The following is a 15,989-nucleotide window of genomic DNA, read 5'->3' as shown; positions in this document are numbered from 1 at the left end:
GTGGGTGGCGCGGTCGCGGTCCCCGGCGCGGGTGCGGCGCAGGCTCCCGCGCCTGCCGCCGCGCGCCGCGACGGCGTGGTGGCCGAGCTGGGCTGGGGCAGCGGGCCCGGACAGCTCGGGCGCAGTCGGCCCCGCGAGGGCAACCCCGAGGCGCCCATGTCGTTGGCGCCCGCGTCCCGTGGGGACGTGGTGGTGTTGGATCAGCTCAACGGCCGGTTGGTGCGGTTGGGCGCGGATGGGGGCGTGGTGGGCTCCACGCGGTTGACGCAGCAGACGCCCCAGGACGTCACGGTGGCCAGGGATGGAACGCTGTTGGTGTTGGACCGGCTGCGCGACAAGACGGTGGCGCTGTTGGACCCGGAGACGGGGGCGCTGAAGGGCGAGCTGCCGCTGGAGGGCGCGGGCATCCGCGACACGGGCGGCATCACCGGCACGTTCGTGGACGGAGACTCGGTCTACGTGGAGAAGGAGCACGGTGCGCTCGTGCGCATCGGGGACGTGACGGGCAAGGCGGACCCCACGCGGCCCGAGATTCCGGGGCGGCCGAGCCGGGATGGGCGCTCGTACCTGTTGGCGCGCATCCTCGATGCGCGCAGCGGTCGCGTCTTCGTCAACGCCGTGGACCGCCAGAGCGGCACGCGGCGCTACACGCGCGAGTATCGGCTGCAGTTCCCGGTGATGAGCGTGTTGCTGTTGGACTCGGATGCGTCCGGCACGGTGTACCTGGCGGTGGCGGGTGAGCTGCCCAAGGCGACGGGCAGCGCGGAGGGCTCGCCCGGCGTGCGGCTGTTCTGCTTGGATCCGCTGGACGGCAAGGTGCTGGGCCAGACGGACCTGCCGCTCACCACGATGCCCGAGGAGACCTTCCGCGACTTCGTCGTGCTGGACGAGGGCGGCGTGCTCTACCAGTACCGCACCGAGGCGGGAGTCTCGCTGCGCCGCGCCAGCTGCCACTGAGCAGGCATCAGCTCCACGTCAGCTCGTAGGCGCTGTCGAGCAGCCCCGTCTGCCGTCCCTTCACCTGCACGTTGCGCGCGCCCACGTGCTGGAGCACGGCCGTGAGCACGCCCACGTGATAGCTGGCCGGCATGAAGTCGCGCTGCATGACGAGGTTGCCGCGGCGCAGGCCGGACCAGACGACGCGCCGCTCGCCGTAGCTGACCACGGTGCGGTAGCCGGCCTGGAGGCACGTGAGGAGGTGGCGCGGATCTCCTCCGACAATCATCAGGAAGCTGCGCCCCACCGCGGAGTCGAGGAAGTCCGCGGTGGCCTGCGCGCCCAGTCGGTGCATGGCCCCGTCGATGCCTTCGTCGGGTGAAGACAGCAGGCGGGCCGCCACGAAGGCCAGCTCCAGGAACCCCCGGATGGGGTACATGAAGAACGGCACGTAGCGCGTCTCGGCGCAGACCCGTCGGCACTGCCGCTCGGCCTCCGCGCCCGCCTGGGCGCGCACCACGCCCAGCACGCCGAGGAAGAACATGCCCCGCGCGGTGTCTCCCGGGCCCGAGGAGGACTTGCGCGCCTCCAGGTCTCCCTCGTCCGCCTGCCAAGGCTCGACCCTGGCCGCCGCGGTCATGAGGCCCCCCGGTGCGGACTGGCGCCGCGCTCGCCTCGCCCTGGAGCCCAGCTCAAGGTGTATTCACAATCCAGCAGGCTGGTGCGGTGTCCCCGCACCTCCACGCCTCGGGCGCCCACGCACTCCAACGCCGTCTGGAGCACGCCCTCGTGGTAGCGCACCGGCATGAAGTCACGCCGCATGAACAGCCTCGCGCTGCGCGCGGTGGTCCAGAGGACGTGCCGCTCGCCATAGCTCACCGAGCGCAGGTAGGCCCCGGGGAGCCCGTCCACCAGCCGCCGCGGGCTGCCCGAGGCCGCGCCCAGGACGTTGTAGGCCATGAGGAAGTTGAAGCCGGACGTCGCTGTCAGACAATCGAGCACCGCCTGCGCACCCATGCGCCGCATGGCTTCCTCATACCCCCCACAGGGCGGCGCCAACACATACGCCGCCGAGTGGGTGAGTTGGAGGAAGCGGGTGACGGGATACTTCCCGAACCGACTGAAGCGGAGCTCCCCACACGCCCCACGACACAACTGGGTCTCGGCTTCGCCCCCGAGCCCCTTCACCATGTCCAGAACGCCGATGAAGTAGATGCCTCGCGTGGTGTCGTCCGATTTGGCCGCATCCAGCCGCAGTCGCAGCTCCTGATCCTGCCAGCGATTCATCTCCTCAATCATCAAATGCATCTTCGCCGCCTCTCGGGGAGTCGGTTTGGACAGACATCAAACACTCGCGGCTCCACCGGGTGCCCGGGCGTGCGCGCCTCCCCTCCGTGCGCCGGTGCGGCCCTACATGTCGGCCTGGTGGTCCGCGACCCTTCCACCCGAGTCCGGTCGGGTGGGCCCGCAACGACGGAAGAGCAGCCCCGCGAGGCGCAGGGGCGTCAGCCGTTCAACCAGCGAGACATGAAAGAGATACACGGACGGGGCGTCCTTCAGCCGGAACAGCAGACGCTTTTCCAGCGGCGGCGCGTCCGGGCCCGTGGACGTCGCGCTCTTCCACTCCAACCGATTCCAGACATGCAGGAGCCAATAGCGCACCAGTCCGGACGCCACCTGCACGTCCGCCGGGACGAACTGCGTGGCGAACAACTCCAGCGGCTCCAGCGCGTTCTTCACCTGCGGGGACACCACTGGCTCTGGCAGCCCGTAGCCGTCCAGCAACGCGGCCGCGCGCGGCGCGGGCTCGGCGAAGCCCAGGAGGATGGGGGAGTTGAGGAACAGCCCCTTGCCCGTGAAGCAGAAGGCCTCGTCCTTCTCCCAGCGCAGCGGAGGCAGGTGGCGGCCCCCGCGCAGGTCCAGCATCCTGTATTCGGCTGTCGCGCTCACTCCCCTGGCTCCTTCTTCGTGGGCTGACGCCCTTCCCGGCAAGACGTTACGCAGTCGCGTTCCGTTCCGGATTCGAGCCCTCGGGGCGTGTCTGTCGTTGGATGGAAGACTCGCGGCAAACCGCGACAAGTTAGACTTGACCGCAATTGCTGTCGCGTTACAACAGGGGCTCCGTCCCGGGGGAAGTGCGCCCGCGTCGAGGCGCCCACGCCAATGGACAGCCCAGAAAGAAACATGGATGCGCCCGTGCTGGAGGGTGGGCCCGGCTCGCGTGAGGCGCGGGCCGCGCTCGGTGTGGGTGGGGCGCTGAGGGCGGGCTACCCGAGCGCCGTGCCCGTTGGCGGGTGTGACGCAACCGAGACACCCCTGCCGGAGCGGAGCGCGCCCTGGAGCGGGGCGGGGCGTGAGGCGCGCGCGGCGCAATTGCTGACAGAGCACCTGGTGGACGTCCGGCGCAGGACAGACCGGGTGTTCGCGTGGCTGCTGTTGAGCCAGTGGGTGTCTGGGATTGGCGTGGCCTGGCTGTTTTCGACACCCGCCTGGGTGGGACGGGCGCGCCCGGTGCATCCGGGCGTCGTGCTCGCGCTGGGGCTGGTGTTGAGCGCGCTGCCCATGGGGCTGTCGCTGGTGCGGCCGGGCACGCCGCTGACCCGACATGTCGTGGCGCTGTCGCAGGTGTCGTGGTCCGCGCTGCTCATCCACCTGACGGGGGGGCGCATCGAGACGCACTTCCACCTCTTCGGCTCGCTGGCCTTCCTGGTCCTCTACCGGGATGTGGGCGTCCTCCTGGGGGCGGGGAGTGGGGTGTTGTTGGAGCAGGGGCTGCTGGAGGTCTGGGGAGGGCAGGCCGCAGGCGCGCAGGGCGGCGTCCTCGAGCACGGCTTCTGGGTGGGCTTCACGGTGGTGGGGCTCACGTGCGTGTGCCGCGCCATGGTGCGCGAGATGCGCCAGCGGGCGGTGGACCGGGCGGACCTGGAGCACATCCACGCGCAGGAGCAGCGCGCCCGCGAGGTGGCGCTGGAGCAGGCCCGAGGCGAGCTGCGGCACGTGCGGGAGCGCGTGGCCCGCATCGAGAAGCTGGCCACGCTGGGGCAGCACACCGCCAGCGTGAGCCACGAGCTGCGCAACCCGCTGGCCGCCGCGCGCACCGCGCACGCCTACGTCACCCGACGGCTGACCCAGGCGCCGGGGAGCCTGGATGACACCCGCGTGCGGCGGTTCCTGGACATCATCGACCGGGAGCTGGCGGTCTGCGCTCGGCTCACCTCGGAGCTGCTCGACTGCGCGCGCGAGCGACCGCTTCAGCTCCAGCCCTGCCAGCTGCGCCTGCTGGTGGACGAGGTGCTGGACGTCATCTCTCCGCGCGAGGGCATCCGCATCCACAACGCGGTGCCGGAGTCCTTGCCCGCGCCGCTGGTGGACCGGGAGTATCTGCGGCAGGTGCTCATCAACCTGGTGCAGAACGCCATCGAGGCCTTCCCGCTCCACCGGCTGGGTGACGTGACGGTGCTCGCGGCGGGCGGGGGCCTTCAGCCCTGGCACATCCGCGTGGTGGACAACGGCCCCGGCATCCCCGCCGAGGTGCTCCCCCGCATCTTTGACCCGCTGTTCACCACCAAGGTCCAGGGCACGGGGCTGGGGTTGAGCATCGTGGCCAACGCGGCGCAGCGGCTGGAGGCCCGCATCTCCGTGCGGAGCGAGGAGGGCCGCGGCACGGAGTTCACCCTGGAGCTGCCTCCGCTGGCCACCGTCCCGGCGCAGTGAGGCGCCCGCCCGAGGGCCGGCTGGGAGGGGGGCGGGACGGAGGGGGAGCGTGGACTTGAGGGGGCGGGCTGGTGTAGCCGTGGGGTCCGAGCCATGGGAAGAATCTTCGAGACCCGGAAGACGACGATGTTCGCCCGCTGGAACCGGATGGCGAAGCTGTTCGCCCGGATCAGCAAGGACATCGCCATCGCGGTGAAGTCGGGCAGCGCCAACCCGGACACCAATCCGGCGCTCCGGCGCGCGCTGCAGAACGCGCGCGCGGGCAACATGCCCAAGGACAAGGTGGAGGCGGCCATCAAGCGCGCCACCGGCCAGGACGAGCACGCGTACGAGGTCGTCCTCTACGAAGGCTACGGCCCTCACGGCATCGCGGTGCTGGTGGAGACGGCGACGGACAACGTGGTGCGCACCGTGGCCAACGTGCGCATGCACTTCAAGGACGGCGGCGGCAACCTGGGCACCACGGGCAGCGTGGGCTTCCTCTTCCAGCGCATGGGCGTCTTCCGCCTGGCCCCGGAGGGCCTGGACCTGGAGGCGCTGGAGCTGGACCTCATCGACCACGGCCTCCAGGAGATGGGCGAGAGCGTGAACGAGAAGGGCGAGAAGCAGATCGTCATCCGCGGTGCCTTCAACGACTTCGGTCAGCTCCAGGCGGCCATCGAGGCGCGCGGGCTGACGCCCCTGTCGGCAGAGTCCGAGTACGTGCCGATGAACCTCGTGGAGCTGCCCGAGGACAAGGCGCACGAAGTGCTGGAGATGGTGGACGCGTTGGAGCAGGACGACGACGTGCAGCGCGTCTTCCACAACCTGGGCTGAGCCCTTCCTTGTTCAGGCGCGAGCGCATCGAGCTGCCCCGCGGCCCCACCCTGGAGGCGGCCCGCCGCGAGGGCCAGGGCCCGGTGTGGGTGTACCTGCACGGCCTGGGTTGCGCCGGCAGTCTGGACTGGCCGCCCGTGGCCAAGGCCCCCGCGTTGGCGGGCCGCGCGAGCCTCTGGGTGGACCTGCCGGGCTTTGGCCTCACCGCGCGGCCTCCTGACTTCGAGTCGGACCTGGACGTGCTTGGGCGCCTGCTCGCGGGAGCGCTGGTGCGCGAGCCGCTGCCCGTGGCGCTGGTGGGGCACAGCATGGGCGGCACGCTGGCCCTGCGGGTCGCGGAGGAACTGGTCGCGCTCGGTCATCCACCGCACGCCTTGTTCCTGGCCGAGCCGAACCTCCGGGCCGAGGACGCGACGGGCAGCGCGATGGCCGCGGCGATGCGGCGGGAGGACTTCGTCGCGGGCTGGGAGGCGTGGTGCTCGGGGTCGTCCTCCGAGGCGTATCGCGCGAGCTTGCGGCAGAGCGACCCGGTGACGTTCCACCAGAGCGCATCCTCGCTGGTGCGCGTGGGGCGGGGGCTGCTGCCGCGCTTCGCCGCGCTCGGGGTCGCGCGCAAGGGCTACGTGCTGGGCGGCCGGTCGGACGCGGCGACGCGCGAGACGGCGCGCCTGGTGGCGGAAGCGGGGATCCGCGTGGTGACCGTGGCGGAGTCCGGCCACGGCTTCTCCGAGGAGGACCCCGAGGGACTGGGCCGCGCGCTCGCGGAGCTGCTGACAGGCGCGTGAGCGGGGCGACTACTGCCCGCGCTCGGCCGCCATCTTCAGGACGTACTGGTGCACGTCGCCCACCGTGCGCATCTCGCGCGCCTCGGTCTCGGGAATCTGCACGCCGAGGGCCTTCTCCAGCGCGACGATGAGGTCCACCGCGTCCAGGCTGTCGAGGTGGAGGTCCTCGCGCATCCGCGCCTCGGGGACGACGGCGGCGGGGTCCAGCTCGAACTCGGAGACGAGGGTCTGGTTGACAATCTGGATGGCCTTCTCGGCCAGGTTCTGTTCAGCCATGGGGAGCGCCTCGGTAGCAGTCTTGGGCGAGCAGGGTCAATCCTGGCGACGTCGCAAGTCGTACCGGCCCAGGAGCAGGCGGCCGTCCGCCTCCCTCGTTGGTGCCGGTCCGCCGGTATGTTAAGTGGGGCACTGCGTCCACAGGTGGACGCTCCCGGACCGAGACACGCCAGTGAAGCAGGCCCTCATCACAGGAGCGAGCAGGGGCATTGGGGCCGCGACGGCGGAGGCCCTCGGGGCCGCGGGATATCGGGTCTGGTTGCACTACCGCAGCCGCGAGGATGCCGCCCAGGAAGTGGCCCGCCGCATCGTGAGCGCGGGTGGGCCGGAGCCGCTGCGGATCTCTTTCGATGTCGCGGATCGCGCCCAGGCGCAGGACGCCGTGCGGCGGCTCCTGGACGAGCAGGGCCCGCTGGACGCGGTGGTGCTCAACGCCGGCATCACCCGCAACGGCCTGTTCGCCCTCACGGATGACGCGAGCTGGGACGAGGTCATTGGCACCAACCTGGGCGGGTTCTTCGCGGTGGCGCGGCCGGTGGTGAAGTCCATGGTGCGCCAGCGTCGTGGTCGCATCGTGCTGATGTCGTCGGTGGCCGCCCAGCGCGGCAATCCCGGGCAGGTGGCGTACGCGGCCACCAAGGGCGCGATGGTGGCGGCGGCGCGCTCGCTGTCGCTGGAGCTGGCGCCCCGAGGCATCACGGTCAACGTCGTGTCGCCCGGCCTCATCGACACCGAGATGCTGGAAGGCGCGCCGGTGAAGGAGCTGCTGTCGCTCGTCCCGGTGGGCCGCGTGGGGCGCCCCGCGGAGGTGGCCCACGTCGTGCGCTATCTGTGCTCGGACGAGGCCGCGTACGTCACGGGCCAGGTGCTGAGCGTCAACGGCGGCATGTGGATGGAGTAGCAGCTCGCGGGGCAGTGCGAGGGGGCTTTGCGTTCATGAAGCGTGTGGTCATCACCGGACTCGGGGTTGTTTCCGCCATCGGGACGAGCCTGCCCGAGGTCACCCAGTCCTTGCGGGAAGGTCGCTCGGGCATTGGCATCGACCCGGAGCGCAAGGCGCGCGGATTCCGCTCGAGTCTCACCGGCGTGGTGCGCGGGTTCGACCCCACCCGCCGGTTCGATCGAAAAGCGCGCCGGACGATGGGCGAGGCCGCCGCGTATGGTTGCGCCGCGGCGCTGGACGCCATCGAGGACGCGGGCCTGGAGCGCGCCTCGCTCGCGTCGCCGGACGTGGGCGCCATCTTCGGCAACGACTCCACCTGCCAGGCCGCCGAGGTGATGTTCTCCGAGCTGTCCGCCACGGGCCGCACCGGCGCGCTGGGCAGCGGGCACATCATCCGGGTGATGAACTCCACGGTCACCATGAACCTGGCCACGCTGCTGGGATTGCAGGGGGCCTGCTGGTCGCTGTCCGCCGCGTGCGCCAGCGGTCTGCACGCGCTGGGACAGGCCGCCATGCTGATCGCCACCGAGCAGCAGCGGGTGGTGCTGTGCGGCGGCGCGCAGGAGACGTCCTGGCAGGGCATGGCCGCGTTCGACGCGCTGGGCGCGCTCTCCGCGAATGACTCGGAGCCCGCGCGCGCCTCACGCCCGTTCGACTCGAAGCGCGATGGCCTGGTGCCCTCGGGCGGTGGCGCGGCGCTGGTGGTGGAGTCGCTGGACTCGGCGCGCGAGCGCGGAGCGCGCATCTACGCCGAGGTGGTGAGCTACGCGTTCGGTTGCGACGGCGAGCACCTCACCAACCCCAGCGGCGGGGGCGCCACGCGGACCATGACGCAGGCGCTCCAGCGCGCGCACGTGCACCCGGCCGAGGTGGACTACATCCACGCGCACGCGACGTCCACGCCCGTGGGGGACGCGGTGGAGGCGGGCGCCATCGCCCGCGTCTTCGGAGCGGCGCGCGTGCCGGTGTCGTCCACCAAGGGCCTCACCGGGCACGAGTGCTGGATGGCGGGCGCCAGCGAGGTGGCGTACTGCCTGCTGATGATGCGCGAGGGCTTCATCGCGGGGAACCCGCACCTGGAGACTCCGGACGCGGCCTCGGCGGTGCTGAACCTGCCGGTGTCCACGCTCGCGGTGCGCCCGCGCACCATCCTGAAGAACTCTTTCGGCTTCGGAGGGACCAACGCGTCGGTGGTCCTCCGGGCGGTGGACTGACACGGTGTCCGAGCAGGCTCCTCCTCCCTCCCCCGGGGTGTATCCCCCGGTCCAGTCCGTGCTGCCCCACCGGGAGCCCTTCCTCCTGGTGGACCGGGTCATCGAGATGGCCGAGCGGCGCATCGTCGCGGTGCGCCTGTTCCGCGCGGAAGAGCACTACTTCGCCGGCCACTTCCCGGAGCAGCCCGTGGTGCCGGGCGTCCTCCTGGTGGAGGGGCTCGCGCAGACGATGGCGTACTTCGCGCTCACGCAGCGGTCCGCGCCGCGCGTGTTCCTGGTGGGCATTGACCGGGCGCGCTTCCGCTCCGTGGTCGAGCCGGGCCAGGAGGTCACCTACGAGGTCGAGGTGGGCGAGGAGCGCTTCGGCATGCTGACGGGCCACGGCAAGGTGCGCGTGGGCACGCGGCGCATCGCGGACGCGAGCCTGAGCGGCTACGCGGGTCAGCCTGGGGGCGTGCTCCGGTGAGGCGCGCGCGCGGAGTCCGCACATGGTGAGTTCCTCCGAGCGGTTCCTTCCGGCGAGGGGCCTGGAGCCGGACGCCTTCGACGTGGTCATCGTCGGCTCTGGAATGGCGGGCCTGTGCTCGGCGCTGGTGTTGGCCAAGGAGGGCTTCAAGGTCTGCGTGCTGGAGCAGCACTACCGGCCCGGAGGCTGCCTGCACCGCTTCTTCCGCAAGGGCGTGCCCTTCGAGACGGGCTTCCACTACCTGGGCGGCGTGGGGCCGGATGGCACGCTCGCGCGCTACCTGCGCTACCTGGGCGTGTACGAGCGCATGAGCTATCAGCCGCTCGACCCGGACGGCTTCGACGAGCTGCGCTTCCCCGAGTACTCCTTCCGCGTTCCCAATGGCTGGCCCCGGCTGGTGGAGCGGCTGGTGGACGCGTTCCCGTCCGAGCGCGCGGCCATCCACCGCTACGCCGAGGTCTGTCAGGAGATCTGCCGCAGCAGCCCGGCGTACTCGTTCCAGGCGCCCACGATGGACCTGGGGGACTACAGCCAGGTGTCGCTCGGCGCGTTCCTGCGCGGGCTCACGTCCAACCGGCGGCTCCTCGCGGTGCTGTGCGGTCAGAGCATGTTGTACGGCACGCCGCCCGAGGTGACGCCGCTGGAGGTCCACGCGCTCGTCATCGACTCCATGCTCCAGGGGGCCTCGGGCATCCGGGGCGGCGGTGACGCGCTGGCCAAGGTGCTGGTGGAGGCCATCCGCGCGCACGGGGGCGTGGTGCGCATCCGCTCCGGCGTGAAGGCGCTGGAGATGGACGGCGCGAAGGTGACGGGGGCGCGGCTGGAGAAGGGCGAGCTCGTGCGAGGCCGCTTCTTCATCTCCAACGCGCACCCCAAGCTGACGCTGGGCCTGTTGCCCGAGGGCGTGCTGCGGCCCGCGTACGTGCACCGCGTGGAGAGCCTGCGCGAGGGCATCTCGTGCATCGGGGGCTTCTTCACCACGGAGGACCGCTCCGTGCCCCGGCTGCACAACATCTACAGCATGCCCACGGACGACGTGGACGCCGTCTACCGCGACGCGGTGTTCGGCCAGGGGAAGGACGGACAGAAGGCCGTCTTCGTCAGCTTCCCCAGCGACCGCGAGCCCGAGCAGAAGGGCCCGCGCGTGGTGCTCGCCCTGGGCCTCCTGGCGTACGAGGAAGTGGAGCGCTTCGCGGACTCCCGCACCGGCAAGCGCGGCGAGGAGTACGCCGCGTTCAAGGACGCCCAGGGCCAGGCGCTCCAGGCCACCGTCGAGCGCGCGCTGCCGGACCTGGCGGGGAAGCTCAAGCGCGTGGAGGTGTCCACGCCGCTCACCCACCGCGACTACACGGCCGCGCCCCGCGGCTCCATCTACGGCGTCAGTCACGCGTTGGACCAGTGGGGCAAGTACTCGCTCCAGGCCCGCACGCGCATCCCCAACCTGCTGCTCACCGGACAGAACGTGCTGTTGCCGGGCGTCGTCGGAGCCACCGTCAGCGCCTTCGTCACCTGCGGGTTCGTGCTGGGCTTCGACTCTCTCTTCCAGAAAGTGGCTCGCGCATGACTCGGCGCCGCGTCGTCATCACCGGCATGGGCCTGTTGAGCCCCATTGGCAATGGGCTGGAGGCGGTGCTCGCGGCGCTGCGGGCCGGCCGGTCCGGCGTGCGCGCCATGCCCTCGTGGGCGGATTGGAAGGACCTGCACACGCGCGTGGGCGCCACCGTGGAGGGACTGGATGAGAAGGCCATCCCGCGCGAGTCGCGCCGCTCCATGGGGCGCGTGGCGATGCTGGCCGCGAGCGCCGCCGAGCAGGCGCTGGCGCACGCGCGCGTGGACCGGGAGATGCTGCGCTCGGGACGGGCGGGGCTCTCCATCGGGCAGACCGTGGGCAGCCCCGCGGCCACCGAGCTGTTCTTCAACGTGCTGCGCAGCGAGGGCGTGCGCAGCCTCAAGTCCACCACGTTCCTCCAGCTCATGAGCCACTCGGCCGCGGCCAACCTCGCGCTCATGTTCAAGGTGACGGGCCGGGTGTTCGCGCCGTCCGCGGCGTGCGCCTCCAGCAGTCAGGCCATTGGCCAGGGCTTCGAGGCCATCCGCGACGGCTACCAGGACCTGATGCTGTGCGGCGGCGCCGAGGAGCTGCACGTGAGCACCGCGGCCACCTTCGACATCCTCGGCGGCACCTCGCGCGCGTTCAACGAAAGCCCCTCGTGCACCCCGCGGCCGTTCGAGCGGCGGCGCGACGGGCTCGTCGTCGGTGAGGGCGGCGCGGTGCTGGTGCTGGAGGAGCGCGAGGCGGCGCTGCGGCGCAACGCCACCATCCACGCGGAGGTGCTGGGCTACTCCACGCTGTGCGACGCGGAGCACATGTCCGCGCCCGCGCGCGAGGGCATGGCGCGCACCATGGCCACGTGCCTGGAGTCCGCGGGGCTGCGCGCCAGCGACGTGGACTACGTCAACGCGCACGCCACGGGCACGTTGCTGGGGGACTCGGTGGAGGCGCAGGCCACGTTGGACGTGATGGGCGGGGCCATCCCCGTGTCGTCCACCAAGGGCTTCACCGGGCACACCCTGGCGGCGTGCGGCGCCATCGAGGCCATCTTCAGCGTGCTGATGATGCGCGAGGGCTTCATCGCGCCCACGCTCAACCTGGAGGAAGTGGATCCCGCCTGCCAGGGCCTGCGGCATGTGCTAGAGCTGGAGTCGCGTCCGGTGCGCACGGTGCTCTCGAACAACTTCGCATTCGGGGGGGTGAACACGTCGTTGCTCCTCGGCCTGCCAAGCTGAACGGGACACTCGCGCTTCCGGGTCGCGTCCTGACTCGACTGCGGAGGTCCTGATGTCCCGCCGTTTGATTGTCCTGAGCGTCTTGTCCCTTGCCGCCTGCGCGGGTCCGCGCGAGGGCGCCACCACCTTCCCCGCCAACTACAGCCCCTCGGACGAGGTGCCTCCCGCCCTGCGCGAGTGTGCCCCGTCGCTCGTCGTGTCCGTGGCGGATGCGCGCACGGATACGTCCTCCGTGGGCCAGCGCTTCCAGGAGGAGAAGCCCGACCAGAAGTACCCCATCCAGCTCCAGGGTGACGTGACGGCCTACGTGCGCGGCGCCTTCGAGAGCGCGTTCAAGCGCGTGCGGCAGGCGAAGTCCTCGGCCAGCTCGGGCAACCTCGCGCTGCGCGTCACGCAGTTCAACATCGAGGAGCAGGTGTCCCGCAACGCGGTGTACCGGGGCCGCGCCACGATGGACGTGTCCTATGTGCCGGCCGGTGCCTCGGCGCCGTGCTGGACGGGCCAGATTACCGGCAGCGCGAACAACTACGGCCGCGCGGGCAGCCCGGAGAACTACCAGGAGACCATCAGCTGGTCGATGGACCGGGCCGCCGCCGAGCTGTTCGCCAGCAAGGAGTTCAACGACGCGCTCTGCGGCAAGTGCGCGCCGCCCGCGAAGAACTGAGCGGCGAGGCTCGGTGTGACTCGTGGGAGCGGCTCACGGTTGAACGTGCAGCCGCTCCTCGGGCACCGCGAAGCCGGGCTCGTATTGGGACACGCTCAGCTCCAGCTCGAAGCCTCGCTGGTCCTTCAGCTTCACGTGTCGGGCCAGCCAGTGGCCCTGCACGGCTTCGAGCTGGGTGTAGTCGATGTCGAGCACCGGGGCGCCGCGCAGGAAGAAGCGCTTGTGGGTGAGCGCCAGCGTGTGGCCATCGCGGGAGACCTCCACCGCGTCGATGTCATCGTCGCCCTGGAGGTTGGCGCGAGACACCCACTGGCCGTCCTCCAGCGTCAGCGGACCGGACGCGGTGGTGAAGTAGATGCGCTGCACGGCCCGGCCCATGTGGCGCGGGTCGAGGCGCTCGGCGAGCTGGCGCAGGTGCACCTTCGCCTCCCACTGGTTGCCGACCCACGCCACGTCGAAGAGGCGCGGGCCCATGTCCGCGGCGGCGGACACGCGGAAGGCGCCGTCGTCTCGACCGAGCAGGTAGCCCGTCATCACGTAGGACTTGCCGTCGTGTCGCGCCACCACCTGATGGACCATCTTGAAGGTCGCGGGCTCATGGCCGTGCAGGGCGGTGAGCGCCGCGCTCGCCGCGTCCACGGACTCGAGCGGCGGGAGCTTCTCGGGAGGGGGGACGACGACGGCGGCGGGATGCGCGCAGCCGACCCAGGTGGTGAGCACGAGGGCCCAGGTGGCGAGTCGCAGCGTCACGGCCTGGCCACCGGTTGGATGACGTGGCCGGAGAAGGCGATCTCCGTGTGGTCGCCGCCGGGCTCCTCGAGGACGACGCGGGTGAGGCGGAAGTCGGCGTCGAACTCCAGGTGGATGCGCTCCACGACGCTGGCCAGCTCCGGGGCGCGCGGCTTGAGGGCGAGGCTCAGAGGGGCCTTGCGCTCGAGCGCCAGCTCGAACAGGGGGCGCAGGCGCTCCAGGTCCGCCTCCACCACGGCCTTGATGCTCTCGAAGACGCGGCCCATGGCGGGCTCGGCCGAGAAGTCGATGGCTTGGGTGGTCCCCAGGGCGGGGTAGCGCAGGGTGGCGGTGCTGCCTTCGAGGATGAGCTCACTCTCCGAGGGGGCCTCGGTGTGCCACACCAACCGTCCGCCCTTCTGGTATTGGATGGTGCCCTGGGTTACGAGCGCGTCCTGCAGCGCCGCCCAGTGGCGTGTCTGCTTGAAGCGGGCGGAGAGCTTCTGCGTTCGTGCCAGCGAGTCACGCAGCGCGGTCAGTTCGCGCGGGGCGGGCTCCGCGGCTGTGGCGGGCGCAGCCTGGAGCATCCAGGCGGCGAGGAGCGGGAGGAGGACAGGCATGAGGGCCGACAACATATCACGCGAGGATTCCATCCCACCGCCGCGCCCGGGCCCGGACGCGGCCCCGCACATCACCGAGCAGCCGCTCCTGCGCGCGGTGCTGTCGTTCCTGCTCTGGTCGTGGGTGGTGCTCTCGGGGCTGGTGCTGTCGCTGGTGGGGCTGGTGCTCAGCGTGCCCTTCAACCCGTGGGTGGATCCGCAGCGGCGGATGATGGAGCGGCTCAATCAGCTCTGGGGCAAGGGCGTGCTGTGGGTCATGCCCGGCATTGGCATCGAGGTGCGGGGCCTCGAGCACCTGCGCGCGGCGGGCGCGGGCCCGTTCGTCATCTGCCCCAACCATCAATCCGTGGCGGACATCCCGCTGATGCTGGCGGTGGTGTCGCCGGTGAAGACGATCGCCAAGGCGTCCGTGTTCTGGCTGCCTCCGGTGGGGCTCCAGCTCCGCCTGGCTGGCCACGTGCCGTCCGGACGGGGCGAGGCGGGGGGCGCGGAGCGGGTGCTCTCGCGGTGCCAGGCCTGGCTGCGGCGCGGGGTGAGCATCCTCGTCTTCCCCGAGGGGACGCGCTCCTGTGACGGCCAGGTGCTGCGCTTCGGGCAGGGGCCGTTCGTGTTGGCGGCGCGCGCGGGCGTGCCGGTGCTGCCCGTCGCCATTGCTGGCAGTGACGGCGTGGTGGCGAAGGGGCGCTTCCTCTTTGGCTTCAAGGGCCACATCCGGGTGCAGATTCTTCCCCCGGTCCCCGTGGAGGGGGAGCCCAAGGCGGTGGCGAGCCGGGTGCGTTCGCTCATCGTCCAGGCCCTGCAGCCGAACGACGAGCGCATCTGAGGCCGGCGCGGTGATACACCTCGCCCGCGCATGCCCGCTGCAATCACCTCGATTGGCGCCGTCACTGGACATGGCCTGGGTCGCGCGCGGCTTCTGGCCGCGGTGCTTGAAGGCCGCAGTGCCATCCGGCCGTTGACCCGCTTCTCCGCCGAGGGGCTGTGCAGCTCGCTCGCGGCCGAAGCTCCTCCCGACGCGGAGTTGCTCGCGGTGGCGCGAAGCCTGGGGCCCGTGGCGCCCGAGGATCGCGCCTCGCGTCTCGCGCTGGCCGCCGCCGCCGAGGCGCTCGCGGACCGTGACCTGACGCCGAGCGCTCGGCGAGGCGTGGTGGTGGGGACGACCAAGGGCGCGCTGGAGCGAGCGACCCAGGCGTGGGAGCAAGGCGCGCCGTTGCCCGAGGATGTTCTGGGCATGCCGGCGCGGACGCTCGCGGGAGTGACTGGCGCGCGCGGCCCCGTGCTGACGGTGAGCGCCGCGTGTGCCTCCAGCGCGGCGGCCCTGGGAGAAGCGCTGGCGCTCATCGACGAGGGGACCTGTGACGAGGTCATCGTGGGAGGCACCGAGGCGCTCCACGCCTTCGTGTATCGCGGCTTCCACGCGCTGAAGGCGCTGTCCGCCAGTCCCGCGGCGCCGTTCGATGCGGCGCGCTCGGGGTTGTCGCTGGGCGAGGGCGCGGGCGTCCTGGTGGTGGAGTCCGTGGCGCGCGCGCGGGCGGCGGGGCGAGAGGTCATCGCCGTGCTCGAAGGCGTTGGTGGCAGCACGGACGGGTTCGACCAGACAGCGCCGGACCCTTCGGGAGCGGGGCTCGTGGTCGCGTGTCGGCGTGCGCTCGCGCGGGCGGGGTTGGGCGTGGAGTCCGTGGGGCGCTACCACGCGCATGGCACCGCGACGCTGCACAACGATCGGATGGAGGCGGCGGCGCACGCGGTGCTCTTCGGCGGGCGTGAGGTGCCGGTCTGCGGCATCAAGGGCTCCATCGGGCACACGCTTGGCGCGGCGGGCGTTCTGGATGTCGCGGTGGGCGCGCTGACGCTTCAGCGGGGCGTGCTGCCACCCATCGCGAATCTGTCGCGTGTGGACCCCGCGGCGCGCGTGCCCGCGGTCGAGGGCCGCGCGAGGGCGGGCGGCGGCTCGGTGGCGCTCATCGCGAACGCGGGCTTCGGAGGCATCAACGCGGCGGTGGTGCTGCGCAGAGACGCGGTGGCGCCATGAGTCTGGC

The 15,989-nt window shown here is 71.5% G+C and carries 18 protein-coding genes; 12 read left to right on the top strand and 6 right to left on the bottom strand.

The features are described from left to right. On the top strand, nt 1-957 hold a 957-nt coding region (locus KRR26_RS06480), incomplete at its 5' end, for an NHL repeat-containing protein (protein WP_217079366.1). A 7-nt stretch (nt 958-964) separates the two neighbouring features. Here KRR26_RS06480 and KRR26_RS06475 read toward each other — a convergent pair. From KRR26_RS06475 to KRR26_RS06465, 3 genes are all read right to left on the bottom strand, one after another. Continuing rightward, complete coding sequence (locus KRR26_RS06475; protein WP_120201869.1) at nt 965-1,576, bottom strand: TIGR02265 family protein; 612 nt, start codon at nt 1,574-1,576, stop codon at nt 965-967. Next, nucleotides 1,573-2,244 (bottom strand): TIGR02265 family protein, encoded by a 672-nt coding sequence (locus KRR26_RS06470; RefSeq protein ID WP_217079365.1) that lies wholly within the window; start codon nt 2,242-2,244, stop codon nt 1,573-1,575. The genes KRR26_RS06475 and KRR26_RS06470 overlap by 4 nt, the downstream gene beginning before the upstream one ends. Nucleotides 2,245-2,346: 102 nt before the next feature. After that, complete coding sequence (locus KRR26_RS06465; protein WP_147422863.1) at nt 2,347-2,886, bottom strand: hypothetical protein; 540 nt, start codon at nt 2,884-2,886, stop codon at nt 2,347-2,349. A 234-nt stretch (nt 2,887-3,120) separates the two neighbouring features. Here KRR26_RS06465 and KRR26_RS06460 point away from each other — a divergent pair, with 234 nt between their 5' ends. The 3 genes from KRR26_RS06460 (at nt 3,121) to KRR26_RS06450 (ending at nt 6,251) form a co-directional block, all read left to right on the top strand. After that, nucleotides 3,121-4,650 (top strand): sensor histidine kinase, encoded by a 1,530-nt coding sequence (locus KRR26_RS06460; RefSeq protein WP_217079364.1) that lies wholly within the window; start codon nt 3,121-3,123, stop codon nt 4,648-4,650. Nucleotides 4,651-4,743: 93 nt separating this feature from the next. Next, on the top strand, nt 4,744-5,466 hold the full coding sequence (locus tag KRR26_RS06455; RefSeq protein WP_120201860.1) for a YebC/PmpR family DNA-binding transcriptional regulator: 723 nt from the start codon (nt 4,744-4,746) through the stop codon (nt 5,464-5,466). 8 nt (nt 5,467-5,474) lie between these two features. Next, complete coding sequence (locus tag KRR26_RS06450) at nt 5,475-6,251, top strand: alpha/beta fold hydrolase (protein WP_217079363.1); 777 nt, start codon at nt 5,475-5,477, stop codon at nt 6,249-6,251. 9 nt (nt 6,252-6,260) lie between these two features. Here KRR26_RS06450 and KRR26_RS06445 read toward each other — a convergent pair whose 3' ends face one another. Further along, nucleotides 6,261-6,527: an acyl carrier protein gene (locus KRR26_RS06445; protein ID WP_120201856.1), complete on the bottom strand. Its 267-nt coding sequence runs from the start codon at nt 6,525-6,527 to the stop codon at nt 6,261-6,263. 124 nt (nt 6,528-6,651) lie between these two features. Here KRR26_RS06445 and fabG point away from each other — a divergent pair, with 124 nt between their 5' ends. From fabG to KRR26_RS06415, 6 genes are read left to right on the top strand one after another with little or no spacing between them, the layout of a single operon-like run. Continuing rightward, the gene (gene fabG, locus KRR26_RS06440; protein WP_328707064.1) at nt 6,652-7,428 is read left to right on the top strand and encodes a 3-oxoacyl-ACP reductase FabG; all 777 of its coding nucleotides are present in this window, start codon (nt 6,652-6,654) and stop codon (nt 7,426-7,428) included. Nucleotides 7,429-7,463: 35 nt separating this feature from the next. Continuing rightward, nucleotides 7,464-8,684, top strand: coding sequence for a beta-ketoacyl-[acyl-carrier-protein] synthase family protein (locus KRR26_RS06435; RefSeq protein WP_217079361.1), 1,221 nt, complete (start codon nt 7,464-7,466; stop codon nt 8,682-8,684). A 4-nt stretch (nt 8,685-8,688) separates the two neighbouring features. Further along, complete coding sequence (gene fabZ, locus KRR26_RS06430) at nt 8,689-9,150, top strand: 3-hydroxyacyl-ACP dehydratase FabZ (RefSeq protein WP_120201850.1); 462 nt, start codon at nt 8,689-8,691, stop codon at nt 9,148-9,150. A 22-nt stretch (nt 9,151-9,172) separates the two neighbouring features. Continuing rightward, nucleotides 9,173-10,714: a phytoene desaturase family protein gene (locus tag KRR26_RS37360; RefSeq protein ID WP_217079360.1), complete on the top strand. Its 1,542-nt coding sequence runs from the start codon at nt 9,173-9,175 to the stop codon at nt 10,712-10,714. Beyond that, nucleotides 10,711-11,937 carry a beta-ketoacyl-[acyl-carrier-protein] synthase family protein gene (locus tag KRR26_RS06420; RefSeq protein WP_120201846.1) on the top strand — a complete coding sequence of 409 codons (1,227 nt, stop codon included), beginning with the start codon at nt 10,711-10,713 and terminating at the stop codon, nt 11,935-11,937. Before KRR26_RS37360 ends, KRR26_RS06420 begins: the two co-directional genes overlap by 4 nt. A gap of 52 nt (nt 11,938-11,989) precedes the next feature. Continuing rightward, the gene (locus tag KRR26_RS06415) at nt 11,990-12,601 is read left to right on the top strand and encodes a hypothetical protein (RefSeq protein ID WP_120201843.1); all 612 of its coding nucleotides are present in this window, start codon (nt 11,990-11,992) and stop codon (nt 12,599-12,601) included. A gap of 33 nt (nt 12,602-12,634) precedes the next feature. Here the strand turns inward: KRR26_RS06415 and KRR26_RS06410 are convergent, their stop codons facing one another. Further along, complete coding sequence (locus tag KRR26_RS06410; RefSeq protein WP_217079359.1) at nt 12,635-13,351, bottom strand: DUF3261 domain-containing protein; 717 nt, start codon at nt 13,349-13,351, stop codon at nt 12,635-12,637. Beyond that, complete coding sequence (locus KRR26_RS06405; protein WP_158611367.1) at nt 13,348-13,950, bottom strand: outer membrane lipoprotein carrier protein LolA; 603 nt, start codon at nt 13,948-13,950, stop codon at nt 13,348-13,350. Before KRR26_RS06405 ends, KRR26_RS06410 begins: the two co-directional genes overlap by 4 nt. Between KRR26_RS06405 and KRR26_RS06400 the strand changes: the two genes are divergently transcribed. Next, nucleotides 13,949-14,773, top strand: a complete 825-nt coding sequence (locus KRR26_RS06400; protein WP_217079358.1) for a lysophospholipid acyltransferase family protein — start codon at nt 13,949-13,951, stop codon at nt 14,771-14,773. The genes KRR26_RS06405 and KRR26_RS06400 overlap by 2 nt on opposite strands. 30 nt (nt 14,774-14,803) lie before the next feature. Continuing rightward, the gene (locus tag KRR26_RS06395) at nt 14,804-15,982 is read left to right on the top strand and encodes a beta-ketoacyl synthase N-terminal-like domain-containing protein (protein WP_217079357.1); all 1,179 of its coding nucleotides are present in this window, start codon (nt 14,804-14,806) and stop codon (nt 15,980-15,982) included. The last annotated feature ends 7 nt before the right edge of the window (nt 15,983-15,989 follow it).

Origin of the sequence: Citreicoccus inhibens, from assembly GCF_019039035.1 — a bacterium.
In the GTDB taxonomy this organism is placed as follows: Bacteria; Myxococcota; Myxococcia; order Myxococcales; family Myxococcaceae; genus Citreicoccus; species Citreicoccus inhibens.
The sequence above is the reverse complement of the archived record's forward strand: the minus strand, read 5'-3'. Positions and strand labels throughout refer to the sequence as shown.